Annotated in this window: 22 protein-coding genes; 21 read left to right on the top strand and 1 reads right to left on the bottom strand. The window is 30.5% G+C overall.

Annotated elements, in window-relative coordinates; genetic code table 11:
• Window positions 1-12 precede the first annotated feature (12 nt).
• The 13 genes from B3086_RS11160 (at window position 13) to B3086_RS11100 (ending at window position 17,785) form a co-directional block, all read left to right on the top strand.
• Complete coding sequence (locus B3086_RS11160; RefSeq protein ID WP_346876949.1) at window positions 13-1,275, top strand: YgeY family selenium metabolism-linked hydrolase; 1,263 nt, start codon at window positions 13-15, stop codon at window positions 1,273-1,275.
• A gap of 77 nt (window positions 1,276-1,352) precedes the next feature.
• Entirely contained in the window at window positions 1,353-2,591 is a 1,239-nt protein-coding gene (gene thrC, locus B3086_RS11155) for a threonine synthase (protein ID WP_346846568.1), read from the top strand.
• A 43-nt stretch (window positions 2,592-2,634) separates the two neighbouring features.
• Complete coding sequence (locus tag B3086_RS11150) at window positions 2,635-4,113, top strand: pyridoxal-phosphate dependent enzyme (protein ID WP_346846569.1); 1,479 nt, start codon at window positions 2,635-2,637, stop codon at window positions 4,111-4,113.
• Between the two features lie 153 nt (window positions 4,114-4,266).
• A complete protein-coding gene (gene xdh, locus B3086_RS11145; protein WP_346846570.1) occupies window positions 4,267-6,906 on the top strand; it encodes a selenium-dependent xanthine dehydrogenase in 2,640 nt (879 codons plus the stop codon).
• A 74-nt stretch (window positions 6,907-6,980) separates the two neighbouring features.
• Complete coding sequence (gene guaD, locus B3086_RS11140) at window positions 6,981-8,261, top strand: guanine deaminase (RefSeq protein WP_346846571.1); 1,281 nt, start codon at window positions 6,981-6,983, stop codon at window positions 8,259-8,261.
• Between the two features lie 57 nt (window positions 8,262-8,318).
• Window positions 8,319-8,903, top strand: a complete 585-nt coding sequence (locus tag B3086_RS11135) for a TetR/AcrR family transcriptional regulator (protein ID WP_346846572.1) — start codon at window positions 8,319-8,321, stop codon at window positions 8,901-8,903.
• Between the two features lie 135 nt (window positions 8,904-9,038).
• Window positions 9,039-9,875: an FAD binding domain-containing protein gene (locus B3086_RS11130; RefSeq protein ID WP_346846573.1), complete on the top strand. Its 837-nt coding sequence runs from the start codon at window positions 9,039-9,041 to the stop codon at window positions 9,873-9,875.
• A 33-nt stretch (window positions 9,876-9,908) separates the two neighbouring features.
• Window positions 9,909-10,376, top strand: coding sequence for a (2Fe-2S)-binding protein (locus B3086_RS11125; protein WP_346846574.1), 468 nt, complete (start codon window positions 9,909-9,911; stop codon window positions 10,374-10,376).
• A 13-nt stretch (window positions 10,377-10,389) separates the two neighbouring features.
• Window positions 10,390-11,637: a xanthine dehydrogenase family protein molybdopterin-binding subunit gene (locus B3086_RS11120; RefSeq protein WP_346893400.1), complete on the top strand. Its 1,248-nt coding sequence runs from the start codon at window positions 10,390-10,392 to the stop codon at window positions 11,635-11,637.
• Window positions 11,638-11,656: 19 nt separating this feature from the next.
• Window positions 11,657-12,607: a xanthine dehydrogenase family protein molybdopterin-binding subunit gene (locus B3086_RS11115; RefSeq protein ID WP_346846576.1), complete on the top strand. Its 951-nt coding sequence runs from the start codon at window positions 11,657-11,659 to the stop codon at window positions 12,605-12,607.
• A gap of 107 nt (window positions 12,608-12,714) precedes the next feature.
• On the top strand, window positions 12,715-13,257 hold the full coding sequence (locus B3086_RS11110; protein ID WP_346846577.1) for an ECF transporter S component: 543 nt from the start codon (window positions 12,715-12,717) through the stop codon (window positions 13,255-13,257).
• Window positions 13,258-13,499: 242 nt separating this feature from the next.
• Window positions 13,500-15,425, top strand: coding sequence for an ABC-F family ATP-binding cassette domain-containing protein (locus B3086_RS11105; protein ID WP_346846578.1), 1,926 nt, complete (start codon window positions 13,500-13,502; stop codon window positions 15,423-15,425).
• Window positions 15,426-15,466: 41 nt separating this feature from the next.
• On the top strand, window positions 15,467-17,785 hold the full coding sequence (locus tag B3086_RS11100) for an ATP-dependent DNA helicase (RefSeq protein WP_346846579.1): 2,319 nt from the start codon (window positions 15,467-15,469) through the stop codon (window positions 17,783-17,785).
• 84 nt (window positions 17,786-17,869) lie between these two features.
• On the opposite strand, the gene rbr is transcribed toward B3086_RS11100, so the two are convergent.
• Window positions 17,870-18,409 carry a rubrerythrin gene (gene rbr / locus B3086_RS11095; protein WP_035133587.1) on the bottom strand — a complete coding sequence of 180 codons (540 nt, stop codon included), beginning with the start codon at window positions 18,407-18,409 and terminating at the stop codon, window positions 17,870-17,872.
• Window positions 18,410-19,626: 1,217 nt separating this feature from the next.
• On the opposite strand from rbr, the gene B3086_RS11090 reads away from it, so the two are divergent.
• The 8 genes from B3086_RS11090 to B3086_RS11055 all read left to right on the top strand — a co-directional run bounded on the left by B3086_RS11090 (window position 19,627) and on the right by B3086_RS11055 (window position 26,868).
• The gene (locus B3086_RS11090) at window positions 19,627-20,733 is read left to right on the top strand and encodes a DegT/DnrJ/EryC1/StrS family aminotransferase (protein WP_346846902.1); all 1,107 of its coding nucleotides are present in this window, start codon (window positions 19,627-19,629) and stop codon (window positions 20,731-20,733) included.
• 103 nt (window positions 20,734-20,836) lie between these two features.
• On the top strand, window positions 20,837-21,433 hold the full coding sequence (locus B3086_RS11085) for a sugar transferase (RefSeq protein ID WP_346846580.1): 597 nt from the start codon (window positions 20,837-20,839) through the stop codon (window positions 21,431-21,433).
• A gap of 15 nt (window positions 21,434-21,448) precedes the next feature.
• Window positions 21,449-22,135, top strand: a complete 687-nt coding sequence (locus tag B3086_RS11080) for a YveK family protein (protein WP_346846581.1) — start codon at window positions 21,449-21,451, stop codon at window positions 22,133-22,135.
• Window positions 22,135-22,863 carry a CpsD/CapB family tyrosine-protein kinase gene (locus B3086_RS11075; RefSeq protein WP_346846582.1) on the top strand — a complete coding sequence of 243 codons (729 nt, stop codon included), beginning with the start codon at window positions 22,135-22,137 and terminating at the stop codon, window positions 22,861-22,863. Before B3086_RS11080 ends, B3086_RS11075 begins: the two co-directional genes overlap by 1 nt.
• 87 nt (window positions 22,864-22,950) lie before the next feature.
• The gene (locus tag B3086_RS11070) at window positions 22,951-23,628 is read left to right on the top strand and encodes an acetyltransferase (protein WP_346846583.1); all 678 of its coding nucleotides are present in this window, start codon (window positions 22,951-22,953) and stop codon (window positions 23,626-23,628) included.
• Window positions 23,594-24,742, top strand: a complete 1,149-nt coding sequence (locus B3086_RS11065; RefSeq protein ID WP_346846584.1) for a glycosyltransferase family 4 protein — start codon at window positions 23,594-23,596, stop codon at window positions 24,740-24,742. The genes B3086_RS11070 and B3086_RS11065 overlap by 35 nt, the downstream gene beginning before the upstream one ends.
• A gap of 65 nt (window positions 24,743-24,807) precedes the next feature.
• Window positions 24,808-25,914 (top strand): glycosyltransferase family 4 protein, encoded by a 1,107-nt coding sequence (locus B3086_RS11060; protein WP_346846585.1) that lies wholly within the window; start codon window positions 24,808-24,810, stop codon window positions 25,912-25,914.
• 57 nt (window positions 25,915-25,971) lie between these two features.
• Window positions 25,972-26,868 (top strand): glycosyltransferase family A protein, encoded by an 897-nt coding sequence (locus tag B3086_RS11055; RefSeq protein WP_346846586.1) that lies wholly within the window; start codon window positions 25,972-25,974, stop codon window positions 26,866-26,868.
• The last annotated feature ends 3 nt before the right edge of the window (window positions 26,869-26,871 follow it).

Raw genomic sequence — 26,871 nt, 5'->3', positions numbered from 1 at the left:
GGGGATTTAAATATGTCAGAGATTACATGCCAAGAAGAAATACTGAAGTTAGCAAAAAACTATAAGGCTGATATGACAAGGTTCTTAAGAGACATGATAGCTATTCCTAGTGAAAGTTGTGATGAAAAGAGAGTAGTTTTAAGAATCAAAGAGGAAATGGAAAAAGTAGGTTTTGACAAAGTAGAAATAGACAAGATGGGAAATATACTAGGTTATATAGGACATGGCAAACATGTAATTGCTATGGATGCTCATATTGATACTGTTGGAATTGGAGATATAAATAATTGGACTAATGATCCATATGAGGGTTATGAAGATGATGAAGTTATTTATGGTAGAGGTGGTTCTGATCAAGAAGGTGGAATGGCTTCAATGGTTTATGCAGGTAAGATAATCAAAGATTTAAATTTAGAAGATGATTACACGCTAATAGTTACAGGTACTGTACAGGAAGAAGATTGTGATGGATTATGCTGGCAATATATTATAAATGAAGACAAGATAAAACCAGAATTTGTAGTAATAACTGAACCAACTTCAACTAATATTTATAGAGGGCACAGAGGGCGAATGGAAATAAAAGTGACAACTCATGGAATTAGTTGTCATGGTTCAGCACCAGAAAGAGGAGATAATGCGATATTCAAAATGGGTCCTATTCTTAATGAATTAAAAGAGTTAAATAAAAGATTAATAGATGATCCATTCTTAGGAAAAGGAACTTTAACAGTTTCAGAAATATTCTTTTCTTCACCTTCTAGATGTGCAGTAGCTGATGGTTGTACTGTTTCCATAGACAGAAGACTTACTAATGGGGAGACTTGGGAATACGCTTTAGATCAAATAAGAGAATTACCTTCAGTAAAAGAGGCTAAGGCTAAAGTAGAAATGTATACCTATGAAAGACCTGCCTATACAGGACTTATCTATCCAACAGAGTGCTATTTTCCAACTTGGGTTCTTGAAGAATCACATCCAGCTTGTAAAACTTTAATAGATTCTTATAAAGGGTTGTTTAAGGAAGATCCATTAGTAGATAAGTGGACATTTTCGACTAATGCAGTATCTATAATGGGAAGGTATGGTATACCTTGTGTTGGCTTTGGTCCAGGCCATGAAGATCAAGCTCATGCACCAAATGAATTAACCTGGAAAGATGAACTTGTAAAATGTGCAGCTATGTATGCTTTAATTCCAATTACCTACGTAAAAGAATACTGTAAGTTCGACGAAGTAGAAGGAGTTTCATTTAAAACAACTTCAAATCTATGATTTGGTTAGTCGCACTTACTCATTCGACGGAGGAGAAGGATTTTTAAAGGTTAAATCAATAAAACTGAGGTGAAATTATGGAAAAAGTTAAGGGATTAGTATGTTCTAAATGTGGTAAGAAAGTTGGAGAAGAAGTAATGTATCACTGTCCAGACTGTGGCATAGAAGGAACACTAGATGTAATTTATAATATGGACTCAGTTAAAAAGGAATTAACTAAGGAACATCTAAAGGAAAATGAAGATAAGAATGTTTGGAGATATATTCCTATTCTTCCTCTGGAATCTAGAGAAGGTATGGCACCTTTACAAATAGGAGGAACACCACTTTATAAAGCCAATAGATTAGAAAAATTATTAAATATAAAGAATGTATATGTAAAGGATGAAGGTAGGAATCCTACAGCATCTTTTAAGGATAGAGCTACAGCTATTGGTGTGGCCAAAGCAATAGAACTAAAAAAAGGTATTATGTGTGCAGCATCTACAGGCAATGCAGCTTCTTCTCTTTCAGGATTTGCAGCTTGTATGGGAATAAAAAACTATATATTTGTTCCTAAAAACATTCCAGAGGCAAAACTAACGCAGCTTCTAGTATTTGGAAGTGATGTAATTTTAGTAGATGGTGATTATGATGTAGCATTTGGATTTTGTTTAGAAGCTGTGAATCATTTTGGTTGGTATAACAGAAGTTGTGCCATAAATCCTTACTTAGCAGAAGGGAAAAAAACTGCTGCTTTTGAAATATGCGAGCAATTAAACTTTAAGGTGCCAGACAAAGTAATTATGTCTGTGGGGGATGGATGTTCCATATCTAGTGTATGGAAAGGGTTTAAGGAATTTTATGAACTAGGTTTAATAGATCGGCTTCCAACAATGGTATCAGTACAAGCAGAAGGAGCTAATCCAGTTAATAGAGCTTATAGAAATGGAATAAGAGCATTTAGTTATATACCACCAGTAACTATTGCAGATAGTATATCTGTAGGAATTCCGAGAAATGGATATAAAGCTTTAAATGCTCTTGAGGAAAGCAATGGGATTGCTATTGATGTCAGTGATGAAGAAATTTTAAGTGCAATAACAACCTTAGCAAGGCAGACTGGAGTATTTGGGGAACCAGCAGGAGTAACTAGTTTTGCTGGACTTAAAAAATTAGTTGAACTAGACCAAATAAGAGAAGATGAAACGGTGATTATTGTAGTTTCTGGTAGTGGACTTAAGGATATAAAATCAGCTCAACAGGCAGTTAATAAACCAGAATTAATAAAGCCGGATATGAATAAATTAATTGAATATCTAAAATATTTGTCTTGAATTATAAGTAATTCCTTTATAAAGATTTTGAGGAGGATATAAAATGCATAAATTAATAGATTTAGAAGTTAATGAGGATCAAATTCTAAAAACAGCAGAGAGTGCAAAAGAGAGAAATATAATTATTCCTACTATTGCTCAAATGAAGGATCCAAATAAAATACCACAAGAGATTAAAAATAAACTTGCCGAAACTGGCCTTTGGGATATTGATCCAATCAACTTATTTAGAATATCTTGGTATAATCAGCCAATTAAAGAAGGCGGTTTATATAACACATTACCCAATTATATAGAAATACCACAAGAAATATCAGGAGTTAAAGCTAGGATTTTTGCTATGTCAGGAAAGTTTTTTCCTATAGGAGCTCATAAAGTTGGAGCAAGTTATGCTTGTCTTGTACCAAGACTAGTAACAGGGCAATTTGATCCAAAGTTTCATGAAGCTGTTTGGCCATCAACTGGAAATTACTGCCGAGGAGGGGCTTATAACTCAACATTACTAGGGTGTAAATCAATTGCTATTCTACCTGAGAATATGAGTAAAGAGCGTTTTAATTGGCTTAAGAGCATAGCTGGAGAAGTAATCGCAACTCCAGGATGTGAAAGTAATGTCAAAGAGATCTATGATAAGACTTGGGAACTCAGAAGAACTAGAGATAATGTTGTTATATTTAATCAATTTGGCGAACTTGGAAATCATCTTTGGCATTATGAAGTAACTGGTAATGCCATGGTTTCCATAATAGAACATGAAAAAGGCGATAATGGAAAAGTGGCTGGTATTTGCTTGACTTCAGGTTCAGCAGGTACCTTAGGAAGCGGAGATTTCATTAAAGATAAATATCCAGGAGCTAAACTTGCAGTTGGTGAAGCCCTTCAATGTCCAACACTTTTAAATAATGGTTTTGGTGATCATAGAATTGAAGGTATAGGAGATAAGCATGTACCTTGGATTCACAATGTAAAAAATACAGATATGGTTATCGCGATAGATGACGATGATAGCGTAACTATGTTTAGACTATTTAATGAACCAGTTGGTCGACAATATTTAAGATCCATTGGAGTATCAGAAGAAGTCATAGAAAAACTTAGTTGGGTAGGTATTTCTGGAGCAGCCAATATAATATCTGCAATAAAATTTGCAAAGTACTATGAGCTTGACGAAAATGATATGGTATTAACTGTTCTTACAGACTCAGCAGAAATGTATCAGTCTAGACTTGAAGAAATGAGAAAAGATAGAGGGCATGAATATGAAGAAAAGGATGCTATGGTTGATTATAACAGAAGTATTATAGGTATAAGAACGGATTCTATGGAAGAACTAACTTATGCGGCTAAGAAGAGAATTCATAATTTGAAATATTATACATGGATAGAACAACAGCAATATGAATTAAATGAATTAAATGCTCAATGGTATGACTATGATAATTATTGGGGAAGACTTCATAAAATGGCACCAGAATTAGATAAATTAATAGAGAAATTTAATGAAAAAGTTAAAAACTTATAAGAAATAAAAGTAAATTTTATATCCTTGTAATCAAGCATACATTATAATTTAAATATGCTAGGACCCTGAGTTTATATTATATTTGATGGGTCCTATTCAGCTATATAATATGTTGGTGAATTTATATATTAGTAAATCATTGGGAGGAAATTTATGTATGAGTTTGTGCTAAACGGAAAAAATATTTCATTTAAAGAAAATATGAACTTGCTTGAATACTTAAGGGAAGAAGCAAATTTAACATCAGTTAAAAATGGGTGTGGAGAAGGTGCTTGTGGAGCTTGTATGGTTTTAATAAATGGAGTTCAAGGAAGGGCGTGCATAAATACTCTTGGAAAAATTAATGGTAAAGAAGTACAAACTGTTGAGGGTTTATCAGAATTCGAAAAACAAGTATTTTCATGGTCTTTTTCAAAGGTTGGTGCAGTTCAGTGTGGATTTTGTATTCCAGGCATGGTGATTAGTGCTAAGGGATTATTTAATAGAAATCTAAATCCATCTAAAGAGGAGATAAAAGCTGCTATTAAAGGAAATGTATGCAGATGCACAGGATATGTAAAGATAATAGAAGCAATTGAATTAGCAGCACAAATTTTTCGGCAGGGAAAACTAAATTTTGATTTAGAACGAAACGGTTCTATAGGAAAATCGTTAACAAGAATTGATGCTATGGATAAAATTTTGGGAACTGCTATATATGTTGATGATATGAAGGTTGATGGGCTTGTATATGGTTCCGCATTAAGAACAAAATATCCAAGAGCACTGGTTAAAAAAATTAATATAGATAAAGCTCTAAATCATCCTAATGTTATAACCATATTAACAGCAAAGGATATACCTGGGAATAGATATATTGGACATATTTCAAAGGATTGGCCAGCTTTAATAGCAGTGGGAGAAGAAACTAGATACGTGGGAGATGCTATAGCACTAGTGGCTGCAAAATCAAAAAAGGCTTTAACGGAAATTTTACAGCTTATAGAAGTAGAATATGAAGAGATTGTACCACTAACGAAACCTGAAGTGGCTATGAGATATGATGCTCCAAAAATTCATCCTGAAGGAAATATATATAGAAATGAAAGAGTTATAAGAGGTAATATTGAGGATGCATTAAAAAACTCTAAATATATAGTTACTAATTCTTATTCAACTCCATTCACAGAGCATGCTTTTTTGGAGCCGGAAAGTGCTTTGGCAATGCCGGATGGAGATGGAGTGCTAGTTTATACTGGCTCCCAAGGAATTTATGATGAGCAAAGAGAAATATCAGAACTATTAGGGCTGCCTAAGAAAAAAATAAGGTGTATTAGTAAATATGTTGGAGGTGGCTTTGGTGGAAAAGAGGATATGAGTGTTCAACATCATGCAGCTTTACTAGCATATATTATAAAAATGCCTGTGAAGATTACTTTAAGTAGGAAAGAAAGCATAATAATTCACCCCAAAAGACATGCTATGGAAATTGAAGTAACTACAGCATGTGATGAAGAAGGAAAATTAACAGCTTTTATAGCTAATATAGTTGCCGATACTGGAGCATATGCATCTTTAGGAGGACCAGTATTACAAAGGGCATGTACCCATGCTGCAGGGCCATACAGATGTGATAATGTTGATATCACTGGCACAGCAGTTTATACTAATAATCCACCTGCAGGAGCTTTTAGAGGATTTGGGGTAACTCAATCTGTATTTGCAGGGGAGTGTAATTTAAATCTTTTAGCTGAAAAGGTTGGTATATCAAGCTGGGAAATTAGATATAGAAATGCTGTAGAACCAGGAGATATACTTCCTAATGGTCAGATAGCTGATTCAGGTACAGCAATTAAAGAAACGTTACTAGCTGTAAAAGATAAATATTATGACAATGAAATTGTAGGAATTGCTTGCTGTATGAAAAATAGTGGAATAGGAGTTGGACTTCCTGATATAGGTAGGTGTAACCTAGTCATAAAAGATGGAGTTATTAATGTGAGAACTAGTGCAGCTTGTATAGGGCAAGGCATAGGTACTATAATGACACAGATAATTTGTGAAATTACTGGATTATCACCCAATAAAGTTGCAATAGGTTTTCCTGATACCTTTGATTCACCTAATTCAGGAACAACTACAGCTTCAAGACAGACATTGTTTACAGGAGAGGCTGTTAGGATTGCCACGATGAAGTTTATGGAAGAAGTGATGAAGCAATATAGTGAAGAAAAATTAATAAACTATGCAAAAGAAAGTTGCATAGATCGTAGTATCATTAGAAAATGGCTCTTAAATAATACAGATAAGGTTCTGAATTTTTTAAATGATAGAGAATTTTATGGAGAATACAGGGGAATAACAGACCCGATAAATTCTCCAAAGGAAAATCCTGTTAGTCATGTAGCCTATGGGTATGCAACACAGCTTGCAATACTTGATAAAAATGGTAAACTTAAAGAGATAGTTGCTGCTCATGATGTAGGAAGAGCAATCAATCCTATAAACGTGGAAGGACAAATTGAGGGGGGAGTTGTTATGAGTTTAGGATATGCTTTAACAGAGGATTATCCACTTAATAATTGCATACCTATAGCTAAATTTGGAACTTTAGGTTTATTTAGAGCTCCAGCAGTTCCTAAGATATTACCTATAATAATAGAAAAGAATACTAGTGATTTAGCCTATGGGGCAAAAGGGATAGGAGAAATAACATCTATCCCAACAGCGCCGGCAATTCAAGGAGCTTACTATATGCTAGATCATAAATTCCGAACTAATTTACCTCTAGAAGATACATTTTATAAGAAATAAGAAGAAAAAGAGTTCACTAGGTAGAAAGATTAAATTATAGTTTGAATATGATAATTTAATTAAGGAGGAATGTGATGAGCCAGATTAAAGCAATAAAAGGAAACATTATTTTTACCAAAAACTTTGGAGAATATGAAATAATCGAAAATGGGTATGTGGTACTAGTGAATAAGATAATAAAGGGAGTATATGAAGTATTACCAGAAGAACTTAAAAATGCATTAGTAACAGATTATGGAGATAAATTAATTATTCCTGGTTTTGTTGATTTGCACCTTCATGGACCTCAATTTCCTAATTTAGGGTTAGGATTAGACAAGGAATTAATGCCATGGTTAGAGACATATACTTTTCCAGAGGAAGAAAAGTATTGGGATACAACCTATGCAAAAGATGTATACACTAGTTTAGCAAGAGAACTTTGGAAAAATGGAACTACTAGAAGTTGTATATTTGCCACAGTACATCTAGATTCAACAAAGCTCTTAATGGATATCTTAAACCATTCAGGTCTCGGTGCTTATGTAGGAAAGGTAAATATGGATAGAAATTGTCCGGAATTTTTAAGAGAAGATTCAGTGAAATCTATTGAAGATACGGAAAACTTTATAAATGCATATGGGGATAAGTATGAACGCGTAAAACCAATTATAACTCCTAGATTTGTCCCAACTTGTACTACGAAATTATTAAGAGGATTAGGTGACTTAGCTGAAAAATATAAAATACCAGTACAGTCACACTTAAGTGAAAATAAAGATGAAATAGAATTTGTAAAATCCTTGCATCCAGAGTATAAAAATTATGCCAGTATTTATAAAGATGCAGGGCTTCTTGGTAACCAACCAACAATTATGGCTCACTGCGTATTACTTGAAGATGAAGAAATAGAAATGCTTAGGCAGAATAAAGTGTTTGTAGCTCATAGTCCAAATTCAAACTCCAATTTAGCAAGTGGTATAGCTCCAATTAGAAAATTTATAACTGAAGGAATACCAATTGGACTTGCTTCTGACATATCAGGAGGACATAGCTTGTCTATGTGCAACGTAATAGTAGACAGTGCACAAGCATCAAACATTAAATGGCTTGAAAGTGGAAAAAAAGAAGCACCACTAAATACAGCTGAATTGTTTTATTTAGCAACTAAGGGAAGTGGAAGTTTCTTTGGAAAGGTTGGTAGTTTTGAAAAAGATTACGAATTTGATGCATTAATTATAGATGATAGTTCATTAAAAAGTTTCAAAAAACTATCAATACAAGAAAGATTACAAAAATTTATTTACACAGGAAATCCTAAAAATATCATTAAAAGGTATGTGGCTGGAAAAGTTATAGATGAGCCATATATGTAAATTAAAAACTATATACTTTTAGATGAAATTAGGGTTAAGTGAGAAAGAAGGTTAATCATGGAAAAAGATGTGGATAAGAGGATACTTAAAGCGGCACTTGAAGTAGTATCTAAGGAAAAAATTAGTGGAACTCGTATGCATATAATTGCTAAGGAGGCTAATATGAGCCAAGCTAACCTACACTATCACTTCTCTACTAAGAATGATATTATGGTAGCATTACTTAATAGCATACAAGAGGAGTTTTCTAAGGGTCGTAAGAACTATATAGATACTGAAGCTAAAACTGTTACTGAAAATATTCAAGGGTTCTTTGAACAGAAAAAAGATGATATTTTAATAAATAAAAAGATGGAATATGCCCAAATTGATTATTGGGTTCAAGGAACTGTAAATGAAGAGATAAGGATTATATTTCAAAATACCTTTAATATCTGGAGAAAGAGTATAGAAGAGACTTTTTCTAAAGAAGAACAAGAAGGAATTGATGATAAAACTATGAGAAATATTCCTTTTGTAATGGTATCCTTAATGTTAGGGGCTTCATTACAGTACTTAATCGACGAAGGGAAATTTGATTTAGATGATTATTTTCAAGTTGCAGAAGAGATGATATTAACGGCATGCAACAAAACAAAATAAAATAATGTCATTACAGTAAAATAAGTCTTCTATATATTTAATATAGAAGATTTTTTTAAAAATTATATGTAATAAATTTGAATAAAATGAATAAATTGAATAAATATATATGAATGGGGGTATAGCGTAAAAGTGTTGAAAATTTACAGTCCTAAAACTATAGAAGAAGTTAAAGAATATATGAAAGATCATTCTAATCTTAAACTGTTAGCTGGGGGAACAGACTTAGTTCTAGACTTTAAAAGAAATAAAGTAAAGTGCGAATCCATAGTTTCCTTAGAAAAAATTTCAGATTTGAAAAAAATAGTAGATGATAAGGATGAAATATATATTGGTGCTATGGTGACTTTTAGTGATTTAATTGAAAATAATATTATAAAGGATTACTGTAATTTACTTTTAAATTGTAGTATGTCTATGGGATCACCACAAATTAGAAATGTAGCCACTGTTGGAGGTAACATTGCTAATGGAGGATCAGCAGCTGATATAATACCTTGTATAATTAGTTTAGGAGGAGTATTACTTATAGAATCAGAAGAAGCAATAAGAAGAGTAAGTTGCGAAGAATATTTTGAAAATTATAAAGAAGAGAGATTAAAAGAAAATGAAATATTAACTCATATTATTATACCTAAAACACAAAACATAAGTGGCTATTACAAGTTAGGTAAAAGAAATTCTTTAGCCATTTCAAGAGTAAGTGCTGCTGTAAATTTAGAAATAAAAAAAGATAGGATTTGTGCTATAAATATATGTCTTGGAGCAGTTGGAAGATATCCCTTTAGGGCTAAAGAGTTAGAAGAAAGGTCTTTGGGAAAAGATATTAAATGGCTATATTCTGAAGAAGCTTTAGAATATTTAGAAAGTATTGTAGAGAAAAGCATTGAGGGTAGGAAAACTATGCCTTTTAAAAGGGAGGCAATTAAAGGTGTATTTAAAAGAGCCTTAGATAACGCTTTACAGCAGTAGATATAATTTTGAATTATAGAAAAGAGGTATGTTGTGGTAGAAGTAAATATAAAAATAAATGGAATTGAATATAAAAGAAATATAAATAGTATGATGAGACTAATAGATTTTATAAGGGACGAAATTAAGCTAAAAGGAACAAAGGAAGGGTGTGGAGAAGGAGAGTGTGGTGCTTGCACTGTTATTCTAGATGGTAAAATCGTGAATTCTTGCCTTTTACTAGCTGCAACTTTAGATGGTTGCGAAATAATTACTATAGAAGGTATTAGTAATAACGGAATACATCCCATTCAAGAAGCTTTTATGGAGGTAGGAGCAGTTCAATGCGGATATTGTACTCCAGGAATGATACTAAGTGCTAAAGCTATACTAGATAAAAACATAGATGCAACTGAAGAGGAAATAAGGGAAAGTATTTCAGGAAACCTTTGCAGGTGTACAGGTTATGACAAAATAGTTCAAGGCATAATTTTAGCTCAAAGCAAGTTGAAAAATAATTAGAGGAGAGGTTGCAATGGAGTCTGTTGGAAGAGGACTTATAAGGCCAGATGTATACAATAAAGTACTAGGTAAATCGATTTATCCTGACGATTTAGAATTTGAAGGTATGTTATATGCTGGAGTAAAAAGAAGTACAATTCCCTATGGAAAAGTTAAAAATATAAATATGGAAGAAATAAGATCCATGGAAGATGTGGAAATGGTCATAGATTATACTATGATACCAGGAGCTATAAGTCATGGTGTTGTATTTAAGGATATTCCTACTCTTGTAAAAGATATAATTAAAAGAGTAGGGGATCCCATAATTATAATAGTTGCTAAAAATAAGGAAGCTTTAAAAGACGCTTTAAATAATGTGAAAATAGAGTATGAAGAGTTTAAGGGTATTTTTAATATTGAGGATGCTTTAAAAGAAGATGCTCCAATTTTAGGTGAAGTAAGTAATTTACTTTATGATTTAAAGATAAAAAAAGGGAATATTGATGATGGATTTGAGGAAGCTAAATATATAGTAGAGAACTGGTATAATACTCCTATGGTAGAACATGCTTTTCTACAGCCTGAGGCATCTGTAAGCAGAGTTGATGAAGAGGGAGTGGTAGAAGTATATGTTGCAACTCAATATCCACATTATGATAGAGAAGAGGTAGCTAGGTGCTTAAATATTGAGGAAGAAAAGGTTAGAATTAGAAATATGACTATTGGTGGAGCCTTTGGAGGTAGAGAAGATATTAATCCACAATGTCACGCGGCAATTGCAGCTTATTTGACTGAAAAACCAGTTAAGGTAGTTTATGATAGAGAAGAATCTACTATATCCCATAGTAAAAGACACCCTATGAAAATTTTTTTTAAAACAGGGGTGAGAGAAGATGGTAAACTTTGTGCGTTAAAAGCTAGAATCTATGGAGATACTGGTGCATATGCTTCATGGGGGATAAATGTATTAAGAAAGGCCGCAGTACATGCTACCGGTCCATATAATATACAAAATGTAGATATAAGAGCCATGGCTGTATATACCAATAATCCATATAGTGGGGCAATGAGAGGATTTGGAGCAACACAATGTCCTATTGCTACAGAAAGTCAGATGGATATGTTAGCTGAAAAGATTGGGATTCACCCACTAAAATTTAGATATATAAATGCTTTTAAAGTAGGAGATAAAACTGCTACAGGTCAAGTGTTAAAATCAAGTGTAGGTCTTAAAAAATGTATAGAAAAGCTTGCAGACCTTGATGGAGTAGAAATTTAAAAGAAGGTGTGAAATTGATATGAAGAACCGTGGTGTAGGGTATGCTACTATATTTTATGGTACTGGGTATGGAAATGGGTTTCCTGATGAATCAAGAGCAACGGCAGAACTTAGGGAAGATGGTGAAATTGTAGTATATGTGGAAGTTTCAGATGTAGGTTCTGGTGGTATAAGTGTGATGTGGCAAATTGCTACAGAAACACTAAATACAGATAAAAATCTAATTAAAGTAATGTATGATAACACTAGCTTTGTAAAAGATAGTGGTACTGCAGCAGCAAGTAGACAAACTTACAATACAGGAAATGCTGTATATGATGCTTGTAAAAAACTTAGAAGTAATTTAAATAAAGGTTTAAGTAGATCAAACGATAACTGTATTCATAAAGAAGAAATAAAGCTCCTTTATAAGCAAATGAAAGAAAAGGGAATTCCGATAAAGACAGAAGGTTATTTTAAAGCAGAAACTTCACAAATTGATATGGAAACTGGTGAAGGTAATCCTTATTGGCCTTATACCTTTGGAGCACAAAAAGTTACTATTGAAGTAGATGATGAAACTGGCAAGGTTGACATAATTGAAGTTATAGCTGTAAATGACGCAGGAAAAATAATAAATCCGGCTTCCGCAGAAGGTCAGGCACAAGGCGGAGTTGCCATGGGAATAGGTTATGCACTTATGGAAGAAATAGAAATAGAAAACGGTTCTATAAAAAATAGAAATTTTTCAAATTATATAATACCAACCAGTAAAGATGTACCACATATAGATACTTATTTTGTGGAGGAATTTGAGGAATCAGGTCCTTATGGAGCTAAAGGAATTGGAGAGCCTGTAATGATACCTACAGCTCCAGCTATATTAAATGCCATATATGATGCAGTAGGAGTTAGAATGTATAGCATACCTGTAATATGTGATAAGTTATTATTAGCGTTAAAAGAAAAAAAAGGTCAAATTTATAACTGATTTAAATAGAAAGTATCCATTGTTTTTTTATAATGGATACTTTCTATTTACAACTGTAACTTTATGATATATACTAATGTATATACAGTGCAGGTAGGAGGATAAAAATGAAAACAAATCTAAAAAAGATGGTAATTAGTTCATTATTAATAGCTATGTCTATTATAATACCAGTAATATTTGGGCCTTTTCTTAAGGTATATATACCACCATTCTCTGCAACTTTGGCATCACACGTACCTATGTTTATTGCTATGTTCTTAGGACCTTTTGAGGCTGCAGTAGTTGGAATTGGTTCAGTGGTAGGTTTTTTATTTGCTATAGGAGATCCAATTGTAGCAATGAGAGCATCATCTCATATAGTAGTAGGATACATTGGAGCTAAAATGATTGTGAAAAAAATGTCTTATGGTAAAGTTGTAGCTTTTACAGCACCAATACATGGAATTTTTGAAGGATTAGTAGTACTTATATTTACAGGCAATATAGTTTTATCAATTGTTGTAACAGGAATAGGAACTATAATTCATCACGTTATAGATGGTTTAATTTCTCTTCCAATTATTAGAATAATACAAAAAGGATTAGGAATTAATTTATCTACTATAGGTGAAAAAAAGAAAGAAGAGCCTGAAGATGTAGCGGTATAACACATTTCTTATAGTTTTATTTTATGAAAGTTATATTTTTTAGGATAAATTTGATTAGAAATATAGTATAAAGTCCCTATAAATATTAAATATTAAGTAAAAACCTTTAGATAATAATAGTATCTAAAGGTTTTTATTTCTTTCTCGATTAGGTATAATGTCCATAGGAAAGGTTTTATAAATAGAAGATATTATAAAAAAAATAAATAATTAAACATAGCTAAGAATAGAGGATGATACATATGAATTTAATAACACTTGAAAATATATATAAGAGTTATAGTGAAAAACCATTATTAACAGATGTTAAACTAACCATAACATCAGAAGATAAAGTTGGAATAATTGGTGTAAATGGAGCTGGAAAGTCTACATTATTAAAAATAATTGCAGGAATAGAACAAGAGGATTCTGGTACAATTACAAAGATGAATGGACTGAACATATCTTATTTACCTCAACATATTGAGTTTAATCCAGAAGATAGGATTATGGATCATGTTTTTAATGGTGCCGGGGAAATAATGGAAGTACTAAGAGAGTATGAACATGTATTAGAAGAACTAAAAACCAATAGTGATAATTCAAAGCTGCAACAACAGTTATTTAAGCTTACTAGTAAAATTGACGCATTAGGAGGTTGGCAAATAGAAAGTGAGGCAAAAGCATTACTAACAAAGTTAGGTATAACGGATTTTGATGCTAAAATGGGAAAGCTTTCTGGAGGGCAAAGAAAGAGAGTAGGGCTTTGTAATGTGCTAATAACTCCTTGTGATCTTTTAATATTGGATGAACCTACTAACCACATGGATAATGAAATAATTGATTATATGGAGGAGCTATTACAAAAAAGAAAAGGTGGGGTTATAATGATAACCCACGATAGATACTTCTTAGATAGAATTACTAATAGGATCTTTGAACTAGATAGGGGAGAACTTTATTCTTATCAAGGAAATTATTCTGTATTTTTAGAGAAAAAAGCAGAGAGAATGCAGCTTTTTGAAGCGCTTGAGAGTAAAAGACAAAATCTTTACAGAAAAGAGTTAGCGTGGATAAAAAGAGGAGCTAAGGCGAGATCTACTAAGCAAAAGGCAAGGATTGATAGGTTTGAAGAGTTAAAAGAAACATCCTATAAGATAGATGAAGATAGAATGGAATTAAATACAGCTGGTTCAAGGTTAGGAAAGAAGATATTAGAGCTTGATAATATAAGCAAGGACTTTGGAGACAAGGTAATTATAAAGGATTTTAGTCATATCTTTACTAAGGAAGAGAGAGTAGGAGTTATAGGGAATAATGGTATGGGTAAATCTACTTTATTGAATATTATAAGTGGAAGATTAAGCCCTGATAAGGGAGAAGTTACACAAGGTGAAACTGTTAAGATAGGATATTTTACCCAAGAAAATATAGAATTAGATGGAACTATGAGAGTTATCGAGTATATTAAAGAAATAGCTGAGTATATAACTACAAATGATGGAAGTAAAATTACTGCTTCTCAAATGTTAGAGAACTTTTTATTTGATGGAACCATGCAGCATAGTTTTATATCTAAATTGTCTGGTGGAGAGAAGAGAAGATTATATCTTTTAAGAATACTAATGGAATCACCTAATGTATTATTTTTAGATGAGCCAACCAATGACTTAGATATTCAGACTTTAACAATTCTGGAAGACTATTTGGATAGATTTAATGGTACGGTAATAGCCATATCCCACGATAGATACTTCCTAGATAGAATTGCCAATAGGATTTTTAGCTTTGAAGGACAAGGAAAGATTTTAGAGCTTGTAGGAAATTATAGTGATTATAAAGAGTATAGGGATATAAAGGCTGAAGAAGAAGTTGCTACATCAAGTACTAACAAAGAAAAGAAATATGATGAAAATAAAAATCGTAAAGAAAAGCCAACTAAATTAAAATTTACATTTAAAGAGCAAAAAGAATTTGATACCATAGATGATGAAATTGAAAAAAAAGAGGAAGATATTGCCACAGTAGAGACAGAGATAAACCAGTGTGGAAGTGATTTTGTAAAGTTGCAACAGTTACTGGAAGATCAAAATAGATTAAAAGATGAATTGAATTTTTTATTAGAAAGATGGGAATATCTAAATGAAATTTTTGAAGAGATGGAAACCCAGAAACAAAATAAGTAAGTACTAGGTTTAATCATGGATATACCTTTTAGGAGAAGAATATGATAGAAAATAATATGAGAATATCTGTTAGAAATTTAATAGAATTTATTTATAGACAAGGGGATATTGATGATAGAATAGGGGGTATTGGATCAGCTCAAGAGGGGACTAGACTTCATAAAGTCATACAAAAGGAACTTAAAGAGCAATGTGATGAATCAGAAGAGAAGATCTATATTAATGAGATGTATCTATCAAGAGAGTTATGCTATAAGGAAATAAATATTATTTTAGAAGGGAGAGCCGACGGTGTTATTATTAGTTCACAGAAAGGTAGTAACACTAGAGTTAAAATAATAGAGATAAAGACTACCATGAAGGACTTACTTACACTTGAAGAAAATGAAAACTTTCTTCACTGGGCCCAAGGAAAACTATATGGGCATATCTATTGTGAAGAAGAAAACCTAAGTGAAATAGATATAGATCTTATATATTGTCACAGAGAAAGTTTGCATACAAAGACCTTTTCAAAAACTTTTTTAAGGGAAAAACTAAAGGAATTTTTCAATGAAGTGATGGGCAGGTATACAAGGTGGATTCATCTTCAGAGTAGTTGGATAGAACTAAGAAATAACTCTATTGAAAAGTTAGATTTTCCTTTTAAAAATTATAGGAAGGGTCAAAGGGAACTAGCTATAAATATATATAGAACTATTAAAGAGAAAAAAGATATTTACATTGAAGCACCTACGGGGACAGGAAAAACTATTTCAACAATTTTTCCTGCAATAAAGTCTTTTACTATAAATAATTCAGCTAAGCTTATATATCTTACAGCAAAAAATATTACTAAAGGAGTGGCTGAAAATACCTTAGGCATATTAAGAGACTCTGGTATGAGGCTTAGAACATTAACTATTACTGCAAAAGATAAGATTTGTTTTCTAGAGGAAAGAATATGTAATGGCGATGCCTGTGAATATGCAAAGGGACATTTTGATCGAGTTAATGACGCCATATTAGCTATGATAGGAAACAATGAAGTTTTTAATCAACAGATTATTGAGGAGTACAGCAGGCAATTTAAGGTATGCCCTTTTGAACTTTCCTTAGATTTAATTGCTTGGTGTGATTTTATAATAGGTGATTATAACTATTTCTTTGATCCTAAAGCTATGATAAAGAGAATGGCATTTGATGATACACCATATATATTTCTTATTGATGAGGCACATAATTTAGTAGACCGTGGAAGAGAAATGTATTCTGCTGAGATAAAAGAAAGTGATTTGAAAGAATTAAAAAAAGAATTTAAATATAAAAATAAAAAACTAATAGGTATAATAAATAAAATAATTAAGAAACTAAAGGAATATACAATAGGTGAAAAGGGTAATATAGTAATAGATGAAGGACCCGGAGAAATGCTAGTTCTTTTCAGGCTTTTTGCAACAGAAGGTGAAAATTATTTAAAAGAACACATTGGTGAAACCATAGATGAAATATTTTTAAATGTATATTTTTCTTTCTTAGATTTTATTAGAATTGGAGAGTTATTTTCAGAGGATTTTGTACTATACTGTAATAATGAAGATATGGATATCCGGATAAAAATATTCTGTTTAAACCCAAGTAATGTGATAAAACAGTGTATAAAAGGTAATATAAGTAATATATTTTTTTCAGCCACTCTGTCTCCAATGAATTATTTTAAAAATCTACTAGGTGGAGATGATAAAAGTTATAGCATAAAACTTCAGTCTCCCTTTCCACCAGAAAATAGAAATTTGATTCTAAAATATGACATTGATACTAGATACAAGTACAGAGAGAAAAGTTATTACCCAATCTGTAAATATATCAATGAAACTCTAAATAATTATGAGGGAAACTTTTTAGTGTTTTTTCCTTCCTATGAATATATGACAAAAGTATATGAAGTTTACTGTAAGAATTTTAGTGAACATAATATATACTTACAAGAAAGTGTTATGACAGAGGAAGAAAGAGAAGAATTCTTGGAAAGATTTTCTTTGATGGATGTAGATAAAAATAGTAAGGAGAGAACTATAGGTTTTGTAGTTCTAGGAGGAGTATTTTCAGAAGGAATAGATTTAATTGGGGATAGACTTAAGGGAGCGATTATAGTGGGAGTTGGATTACCTAAAATATCCTTTGAAAGAAAATTAATAGAAGAATATTTTAACGAAATAGGGGAACCGGGATTTCACTATGCGTATACATTTCCAGGAATGAACAAAGTTATACAGGCTATGGGAAGGGTTATTAGAACTGAAGAAGATAAGGGTACCATAATGCTTTTAGATAAGAGGTATAGAAGTGAAATATATCAAAAGTTAATGCCTATAGAATAAGACTTTAATATAGAATAAAACATATTAAATAAGGGTATCGAATCTAGAATTAATTCTTGATTCAATACCCTTGTTATTTTAATATTAATAGTTTTTAGCTAATAATTGGAAGTAGCTTTGAGGATGTGCACAAACAGGACATGCATTTGGTGCTTTTTCTCCTTCATAGATGAATCCGCAATTAGCGCATTGCCATACCACTTTTTCTTCTTTTTCAAATACTTTTCCGTCTTCAATATTTTTTAATAAAGCTAAATATCTTTCTTCATGCTCTTTTTCAATTTTACCTACACCTTCAAATAAGTTTGCAATTTTATCAAAGCCTTCTTCTCTAGCTTCTTTTGCAAAAGTAGCATACATATCAGTCCACTCATAGTTTTCACCAGCAGCTGCATCTTTAAGGTTTTCCATAGTATCACCTATGCCATCATGAAGAAGCTTGAACCATATTTTTGCATGTTCTTTTTCATTATTTGCAGTTTCAGTGAAAAGAGCAGCAATTTGCTCATATCCTTCCTTTTTAGCTTTTGAAGCATAAAAAGTATATTTATTTCTAGCTTGAGATTCTCCTGCGAATGCTGTTGCTAAATTAGCTTCTGTTTTAGTTCCTTTTAGATTTCCCATCTTTATTCCCCACTTTCTTATTCTATAACATTACCATTAAAAGTAAGTTATTATTTAATAATTATTATTATCTAACAATTTAAATATAGTGTACCATATAAAAAATGGAATGTAAATAATTATAAACAAATATTAACATTTATTTATAATTCCCATAATATTTACACTTATTTATTATCATTATGAAATTATATATGAATTTTAACAATAGTTAAATGGTACAATTCTAATGAAAATCTCATACTATACAGAGAATCTATATGTATAGCTTAATAAAATTATAGATTAAAATGATTTATAGTTATTAATAGAGGAAATGTAGAGGTTACTAACATTATACTAGTTGATAAATTGGATAAAAGATTAGAATTAGTTCCAGAGTGATAGAATATCATTGGCTAATTTTACTTTTTTCAAAATAAGAAAATCTCTGAAACCCTTGAGGCCACAACAAATAGTTAACTATTTATATAGTTTCCTATTAACATATATAAATAGTTTAATATATATCTATTTGTTATATGAAAATATAAATTCTCTCCAAATTCTATCACTTTCATTAAACATAGAGCCTAAAACTAAAGTAGAGAGTAGTGCAACAAATAAATTTTATTAGAGTGTGTCATAGCAATGCTAGGCACACTCTTTTACTATATAATAAAACTTTTATTCAATATTATAAAAGTTTTATTGTAACTTTAGGGTGAAAGAAGAATTTTATTATTAAAATAATTAGTTATATAAAGTAGAAGTATGTATAAATAAGTGCATATACATACAAATAAAGTATCATGCAAAAGGGCATTGTTATTTCCTAGGATAAAAAGACGAAGAAAACTAAATGAAACAAATGTAAAAAAGTGGTAATATTGTAATGTAGAACTATATGTTAATTATTTATACAAAAATAGTGGATTTAATATATAAACAAAAATTTTAATCAGATTTTATAATAATAAAACTTAATATTGATTCGTGGTTAGGGATTTTAATATAAAAGTTTTAAGGAAAAGGAAAGAGTTTTTTTACATATTATCCTATGAAAGGAGGCGAAGTATATAGTGGAAAATATGAAAAGTAACAAGGATATTATTCAATCAATAAAGTTCTACAAAATAGATGAAAGTAAAGAAATTTTAGAATTAGCAGAGCAAAATAGGTTTAGTGAAATAATTAATGAAGATAGCAGAAGGAAAATATACCTTTCATCGCCACATATGGGTGAGGAAGAAATTAAGTACGTACTTGAGGCTTTTGATACTAATTGGATAGCACCAATGGGTCCTAATGTAGAGAATTTTGAGAATGAGATAGCAAACTATGTAAAAGTAAAAAGAGGCTTGGCACTAAGCTCTGGAACTTCAGCAATTCATATGGCATTGAAGCTATTAGATGTAAAAAATAATGATTTAGTTTTTTGTTCATCATTAACTTTTGTAGCAAGTTGTAACCCAATAATATATGAAAGAGCTGTTCCAGTATTTATTGATTCAGAACCTGAAAGTTTTAATATGTCTCCCAAAGCATTAAAAAGAGCTTTTGAATATTATGAAGAAAAAAATATGAAGCCTAAAGCGGTAATTGTAGTTCATTTATATGGTCAAAGTGCAGATATGGACGAAATAATAAAAATTTGCAACTTTTATGATGTGCCTATTGTAGAAGATGCTGCAGAATCATTAGGTGCAACTTATAAGGGTAAGCAAACTGGAACCATGGGTGAATTTGGAGTATTCTCTTTTAATGGAAATAAGATAATAACTACTTCTGCTGGTGGAATGCTTGTATCAAATAATATGAATGCCATAGAGAAAGCAAGATTTTGGGCCACTCAAGCTAGAGACAAGGCTAGATATTATCAACATTCAGAGCTTGGATATAACTATAGAATGAGTAATATTTTAGCAGGAATAGGTAGAGGTCAACTTAAAATATTGAATCAACGAATAGCTAAGAAAAAAAGTATTTTTGAATTTTATGATAGAAATTTTAGGAATATTCCGTGGATTGATATGGAAGAAATTTGTGACTATGGAACATCAAATTATTGGCTTAGTGTGATGACTTTATCTAAAGGATGCAAAATTAAACCTATAGATATAATAAAAGCTTTAGAAAAAGAAAATATAGAATCTAGACATGTTTGGAAGCCTATCCACCTTCAACCTTATTATAAAGGATTTAGTTTTTTTAATCACAATGATGTAGGTATAAGTGTATGTGAAGATATATTTGAAAGAGGAATTTGTCTTCCATCAGATACAAAAATGACAATTGAAGATCAACAAAGGGTAATAGATGCTATAAAAAGATTATTTAAATAAAGTTTGGAATTATAAGTAATTTATACTTGGTTAATATAAAATTTAAAAAATAAATTTACATTTAAAAAGACAGAGATAAAATTTAAGAAAGTTCGAGGAGAATATGTTTATAAAAAGAATATTTGATGTTGCTATTTCAATATTAGGACTTATTATTTTATTACCTATGTTAATTATTATAGCACTGATAATAAAGATTAAATTAGGAAAACCAATTTTTTTTATACAAGAGAGGGTAGGAAAAAGGAATAAGATTTTTAAAATGATTAAGTTTAGAACAATGAAAGATATAAAGGATGAAAATGGGAAGGTATTACCAGATGAAAAGAGGCACACAACAATAGGAAAAACACTGAGGGCATTAAGCCTTGATGAAATACCAGAGCTTATAAATGTTATAAAAGGAGATATGAGTTTAGTAGGACCAAGACCTCTTTTAAAAGAGTATTTAAGTTTATACTCACAAGAGCAGTTAAAAAGGCATCAGGTTCTACCAGGAATTACGGGGTGGGCACAAATTAATGGTAGAAATGCTATATCATGGACAGAAAAATTTAAATTAGACATATGGTACGTGTGTAACTGGTCCCTACTTTTAGATTTGAAAATTTTATTTTTAACCATATATAAAGTTATTAAAAAAGATGGAATAAACCAAGATGATAATATTACCATGGAATACTTTAATGGAAGCAATTAAAGGAGGATGAAATTTATGGATGAAAAATTGATAAATTTTGATGAAATAGTAGATTTACTAAAGAAAAAAATTTGGATTTTAATATTAATTACTGGAGCTATATCATGTTTAGGTGGTTATAAAGCTTCATTAATGACTACAAGTTATCAAGCTACAGCGAAAATTTACGTTGGTAGAGGAAATAATCTAATGGACTATTATTCTCAGAATGAAATTCAATATTACAATGAATTTATGAATACCTTTAATGAAATAATTAGGGTAGATGATTTTTTAAATGAAACATTGAAAAAATATAAAATTAACAAGTCGTCTTGGGAAGTGAAAAATTCATTAGGGTTTTCTGCATCAGAGAATACACCTATATTTACAGTAACATATAATACTAATGATATGGAGGGAGCAGAACAGGTACTAACAGCTATATGTGAAGAGTTTAATGAGCAAGCAAAAACTATAATTCCAGATGCTAAGCCGAGAATTATAGATAGTAGTAAAGTATATCCCATAGTACCTAATAAAAAGAAGCTAATGCTTATGTACTTCGGAGTTGGTGTAATATTTTCTTTGGGATTAATATTTTTTATAGATTATCTTGATGACACTATTAAGAGTAACTCTAGATTAGAAAAAGTTTTGCCAGTACCAGTATTAGGAAATATACCTAAGCACGAAAAAGGATTTAAGGGAGGAAGAGAGTAATGTTTATATACAATAAAATGCCACATTCTATATCTGCTGAATCTTATAAATCCATACGCACAAGTTTAAAATATTCATCTGTTGATAAAGCAATAAAGACCATTGTAATAACTAGTTCAGTACCAGGAGAGGGGAAATCAACAATTGCTGGTAATTTAGCACTTTGTTTAAGTGAAAGTGGAAATAAAGTTTTAATTATAGATTGTGATCTTAGAAGACCATCTTTACATAAAAAATTTAGGCTTTCTAATTTAAAGGGAATTACGGATTGTTTAATTGATAAAGATAATTTAAAAGAATCTATACAAGAATTTACTTCTGACCTATCAGTAATATCATCAGGTACTATTCCTCCTAATCCTGCAGAAATTTTAGGTTCGAAAACTTTTGAAGGATTTTTAAAAAATATAGGAAGTATCTATGACTATATAATATTAGATACTCCACCGTTACTAGCTGTTACTGATGCCAGCATTCTTGCAGGTAAAGCAGATGCAACAATTATAGTGGTGAAGTACGGTAAAACTAGAGAAAAAGATATTAATTTAGCATATAAAGAATTAAAAAAGGTAAATGCAAATGTAGTTGGAAGTATACTGAATAGTTGCGACATAAAGAGAACAGATTCTTATTATAAATATTATACTAAAGAAAAAAAGAGTTTTCTTAGTAAAAAATCAAGAAGAAGAAATTATGAAAAATATAAAACAAAAAAAGTTAATGCTTAAAATATCAAATTAAACATATTAATCTTTGACTTTAAAAATCAATTGTCATAGATTTGTTTTATTAAATGTGAAAAAGAGGAAGTTGCTATGAAAAAAGTTATCATTATAGGAGCAGGAGGAGTTGGAAGAGAAGTTGCATTAATAATAAATCAAATTAATAATTTTAAACCAACTTGGAATATAATTGGATTCCTAGATGATAATCCAACAAATTTAGGGAAAACTTTAAACGGACATAGAATTATAGGAAATGTTGAGTTATTAAATTACATTAGTAAAGACATATATGTTGTTGTAGCTATATCAAACTATAGAGTAAAGAAAGAAATAGTTTCAAAGTTAGAGGGAAAGTTTAAATTCGCAACTTTAATTCATCCAAGAGTATCCATACATGATTTTATGACTGTGGGACATGGGACAATAATATATGAAGGAGCAATTTTAACAACAGATATTAAAATCGGAGAACATGTAATAATAAGTCCTAAATGTGGTATTGGTCATGATTCTATTATAAAAGATTATGTATCCTTGTTATGGAACGTAAATATTTCAGGAGGAGATATTATTGAAGAAGGAGTACTTATGGGATCCTGCTCTACGGTAATTCAAAATTTAAAAATAGGAAAGGGAGCAATAATAGGAGCTGGCTCTGTAGTAGTAAAGGATATCCCAGCTTATAGTACTGCTGTAGGAGTTCCTGCAAGGGTCATAAGGGAAGAGGAAGTTTATGAAAAAGATATTATATATAACAACAGTAAGTAGAACAATTAATGCATTTTTAATTCCACATATAGAAATGTTAATAGATAAAGGATATGTTGTTGATTGCGCATGCTTTATAGATAAACCTATAGACAAGAGATTAATATCCAAAGGAGTTAAAGTATACAATGTACCATTTTGTAGAAAACCTTTAAGTTTAAGAAATTTTAAAGCTTTTTGGAGATTAAGATTTATACAAAAGATAAATAAATATGATGTTGTCCATGTTCATACACCTATAGCAGCATTATACGGAAGAATATTAAAACTTTGGTTTCCTAAAATAAAAATTATATATACAGCTCATGGCTATCACTTTTATAAAGGTGCACCTAAGATAGCATGGTGTATGTTTTATCCTATGGAGAAGCTTATGGCTAGATTTACAGATGTAATAATAAATATTAATAATGAAGACTATGAAATAACTAAAAATAAGTTAAAGCCTAAAATGTGTTACTTAGTTAATGGAGTAGGTATAAATATAGAGGATATTAGACGGACTGAACTAAAGGCAGAAGTGCTTAATATAAAGAAGCTCTCTTTTGATAAAGATGATTTTATAATACTTATGATAGCAGAATTAAATCATAATAAAAACCAACTTCAGCTTATAAAGGCGTTGGAACTTATAAAAGATAAGTATCCAAAGATTAAGGCAATTAGTGTAGGAGAAGGAAATAAGCTAAAAGAGTTAAAAGAGGAAATAGTAAAAAGGGGAGTAGAAGAAAATATAAGTTTTTTAGGTTATAGAGAAAACATAAATGAGCTTATAAAAATTTCAGATATAGGGATATTACTCTCCTATAGAGAAGGGTTGCCTAAAAGTATAATGGAGTTTATGTCACATAGGAAAAAAGTTATAGGTACTAATATAAGAGGAATAAGAGATCTTATAGAAAATGAAAGTATAGGTAAGCTAGTAGAAGTGGGAGATTATGAAGCTACTGCAAGAGCTATAGAGGAATATTATCTAGAAGGAGATAGAAGCTTTAATACACCTAAGGAAATAGAGAAATATGATTTAAATAATGTAATAAGTGAGTTGGAGTATATATATGATACTTTAGATTTACAAGACTACTATTTGCCTGAAAAAAATATAAATTTATAAAGCATAACTTATTACTAGAATTTAATAAGTAGCAATGAAAATATATATTGAAGGGATGTAAAAATATGAAAAGGTGTCTTCATATATTACCAATGAATAAGCTAAGTGGAGCTGAAAAAATGGTGCTGCTAATTTGTAAGAATTTAACTAATTATGAGTCGATAGTCCTATGTGGTGGGGACAAGCTTAAAAAAAGTTTTGAGGATAATAATATAAATAGCTATTCCTTAAGTTTTTCTAAGAAGCATATTTTAAAAAATATAAAGTATCTTAAAAATATTATAAGGGATAATGATATAAAAATAGTCCATGCTCATGATAATAATGCTTCAATACATGCTTATTTAGTAAAGAGTATATATGGAGTAGATATAAAGGTAATATCACATATTCATAGTTGCTATCCATGGATAAATAGTAATGGATTAAATAGTAGTATTGATAAGTTATTAAGGCCAAAATATGATTACAATATTACTTGTGGTAAGGTTGTATATGATTTTTATAAAGAAAATACAAATTATCTTAATAGGGAAAAAATATCTATATTATCTAATGCTATGGATGTAGAAGAAATAATAAATTTTAAAAGTAATAAAAGGGCGTGGATAGCTACAAAATATATCATTCCACAGAATGGAAAAGTAATAGGATTTGTAGGTAGATTAGATGAAGAAAAGGGACTTATACCTTTTATAAAAGAATTTGATAAATATAAGGAAAAATTTATAGATACAAAAATTTTCATAATTGGAAGCGGAACACAAGAAGAAGAAATTAGGACTATGGTAAAAAAATTAGAATTGGGTGAGTTTTTTATATTTACAGGATTCGAAGAAAATGTATATGATTTTTTCCCTATTATAGATGTGTTTTTTCTACCTTCGCTTTACGAAGGTCTTCCAATGGTAATACTGGAAGCTATGGCATTTGGAATACCTGTTGTAGCTATGGATGTAGGAAGTATAAGTGAAGTTATAAACTCTCATAGAGGAAGGCTCATAAAGCCAGGAGATTATAGAAGTTTTATGGAAGAATTAAGAAATTTGAAAGAGGATAAACAATTAAGAATTGATCTTGGGAAAAATGGACGTGAATTTATAAAAACCAACTATAATATAAAAAACTACTGTAAGAAAATTGAAAAAGTCTATGATAGTATTAGTAAGTGATTTATTTGAAAATAAAAGCAGATATATAAAAAGCATGATTTAGGATGGAGGATATTAATGAAACCAATTTTAACAGTTTTTACGCCAACTTATAATAGAAAAGAACTCATATATAAGTGTTATGAAAGTTTGAGAAGACAGACAAATAAAAATTTCAAATGGTTGGTAATAGATGATGGATCAACAGATGATACTAAAGAGCTGATTATAAATTGGAAAGAGGAAGCAGACTTTCAAATAGATTATATATATAAAAAAAATGGCGGTATGCATAGTGCTCATAATACTGCCTATGAAAATATTGATACAGAACTAAATATATGTATAGATTCAGATGATTATATGACAGATGATGGAGTAGAAAAAATTCTAAAGGCTTGGGAAGAAAGAAAGGCAGAAAATATAGCAGGAATTGCAGCTCTTGATTTATATGAAACTGGTGAGATAATAGGAACAAAGTTTTCAGAAGGATTAAGGGAAGCTACTTTATTTGATATATATCATAAATATGGTATTAAAGGAGATAAAAAACTTATATATAGGACTGAGCTTACAAAAAAATATCCATATCCAGAGTTTGAAGATGAGAAATATGTAGGACTAGCTTATAAGTGTCATAAACTAGATGAGAAGTACAAACTAGCTTTAGTTAATGAACCTGTTTGTATTGTAGAATACATGGAAGATGGGTCTACTAAGAATATGCTTAGACAATACAGAAATAATCCTAAGGGATGGTGCTTCTATAGAATAGAAAACTTAAAGATACCTAATACATCTTTATTATACAGATTTAAAGAATGTGTCCATTATGTATCTAGTAGTTTAATTGTAAAGGATAAGAATTTTTTAAGTGAGGTTCCATACAAAGGGATTATGTTAGCAGCTATTCCTCTGGGATGTATTTTATATAGTTATATAATCTTTAGAACTAGAGATATAAGAAACTTATAGAAA

Origin of the sequence: Clostridium sp. UBA871 (assembly GCF_002295255.1) — a bacterium.
Taxonomy (GTDB): domain Bacteria; phylum Bacillota; class Clostridia; order Clostridiales; family Clostridiaceae; genus Clostridium_J; species Clostridium_J sulfidigenes.
This window is presented reverse-complemented; position numbering and strand designations above follow the sequence as displayed.

Excerpts from the sequence above, each read along its gene's own strand:
- B3086_RS11100 (WP_346846579.1), top strand. The coding sequence starts at position 15,467 with ATGATAGAAAATAATATGAGAATATCTGTTAGAAATTTAATAGAATTT.
- B3086_RS11105 (WP_346846578.1), top strand. The coding sequence starts at position 13,500 with ATGAATTTAATAACACTTGAAAATATATATAAGAGTTATAGTGAAAAA.
- B3086_RS11085 (WP_346846580.1), top strand. The coding sequence starts at position 20,837 with ATGTTTATAAAAAGAATATTTGATGTTGCTATTTCAATATTAGGACTT.
- B3086_RS11080 (WP_346846581.1), top strand. The coding sequence starts at position 21,449 with ATGGATGAAAAATTGATAAATTTTGATGAAATAGTAGATTTACTAAAG.
- thrC (WP_346846568.1), top strand. The coding sequence starts at position 1,353 with ATGGAAAAAGTTAAGGGATTAGTATGTTCTAAATGTGGTAAGAAAGTT.
- guaD (WP_346846571.1), top strand. The coding sequence starts at position 6,981 with ATGAGCCAGATTAAAGCAATAAAAGGAAACATTATTTTTACCAAAAAC.
- B3086_RS11090 (WP_346846902.1), top strand. The coding sequence starts at position 19,627 with ATGGGTGAGGAAGAAATTAAGTACGTACTTGAGGCTTTTGATACTAAT.
- B3086_RS11115 (WP_346846576.1), top strand. The coding sequence starts at position 11,657 with ATGAAGAACCGTGGTGTAGGGTATGCTACTATATTTTATGGTACTGGG.
- rbr (WP_035133587.1), bottom strand. The coding sequence starts at position 18,409 with ATGGGAAATCTAAAAGGAACTAAAACAGAAGCTAATTTAGCAACAGCA.
- xdh (WP_346846570.1), top strand. The coding sequence starts at position 4,267 with ATGTATGAGTTTGTGCTAAACGGAAAAAATATTTCATTTAAAGAAAAT.
- B3086_RS11075 (WP_346846582.1), top strand. The coding sequence starts at position 22,135 with ATGTTTATATACAATAAAATGCCACATTCTATATCTGCTGAATCTTAT.
- B3086_RS11055 (WP_346846586.1), top strand. The coding sequence starts at position 25,972 with ATGAAACCAATTTTAACAGTTTTTACGCCAACTTATAATAGAAAAGAA.
- B3086_RS11065 (WP_346846584.1), top strand. The coding sequence starts at position 23,594 with ATGAAAAAGATATTATATATAACAACAGTAAGTAGAACAATTAATGCA.
- B3086_RS11160 (WP_346876949.1), top strand. The coding sequence starts at position 13 with ATGTCAGAGATTACATGCCAAGAAGAAATACTGAAGTTAGCAAAAAAC.
- B3086_RS11150 (WP_346846569.1), top strand. The coding sequence starts at position 2,635 with ATGCATAAATTAATAGATTTAGAAGTTAATGAGGATCAAATTCTAAAA.
- B3086_RS11120 (WP_346893400.1), top strand. The coding sequence starts at position 10,390 with ATGGAGTCTGTTGGAAGAGGACTTATAAGGCCAGATGTATACAATAAA.
- B3086_RS11070 (WP_346846583.1), top strand. The coding sequence starts at position 22,951 with ATGAAAAAAGTTATCATTATAGGAGCAGGAGGAGTTGGAAGAGAAGTT.
- B3086_RS11110 (WP_346846577.1), top strand. The coding sequence starts at position 12,715 with ATGAAAACAAATCTAAAAAAGATGGTAATTAGTTCATTATTAATAGCT.
- B3086_RS11135 (WP_346846572.1), top strand. The coding sequence starts at position 8,319 with ATGGAAAAAGATGTGGATAAGAGGATACTTAAAGCGGCACTTGAAGTA.
- B3086_RS11060 (WP_346846585.1), top strand. The coding sequence starts at position 24,808 with ATGAAAAGGTGTCTTCATATATTACCAATGAATAAGCTAAGTGGAGCT.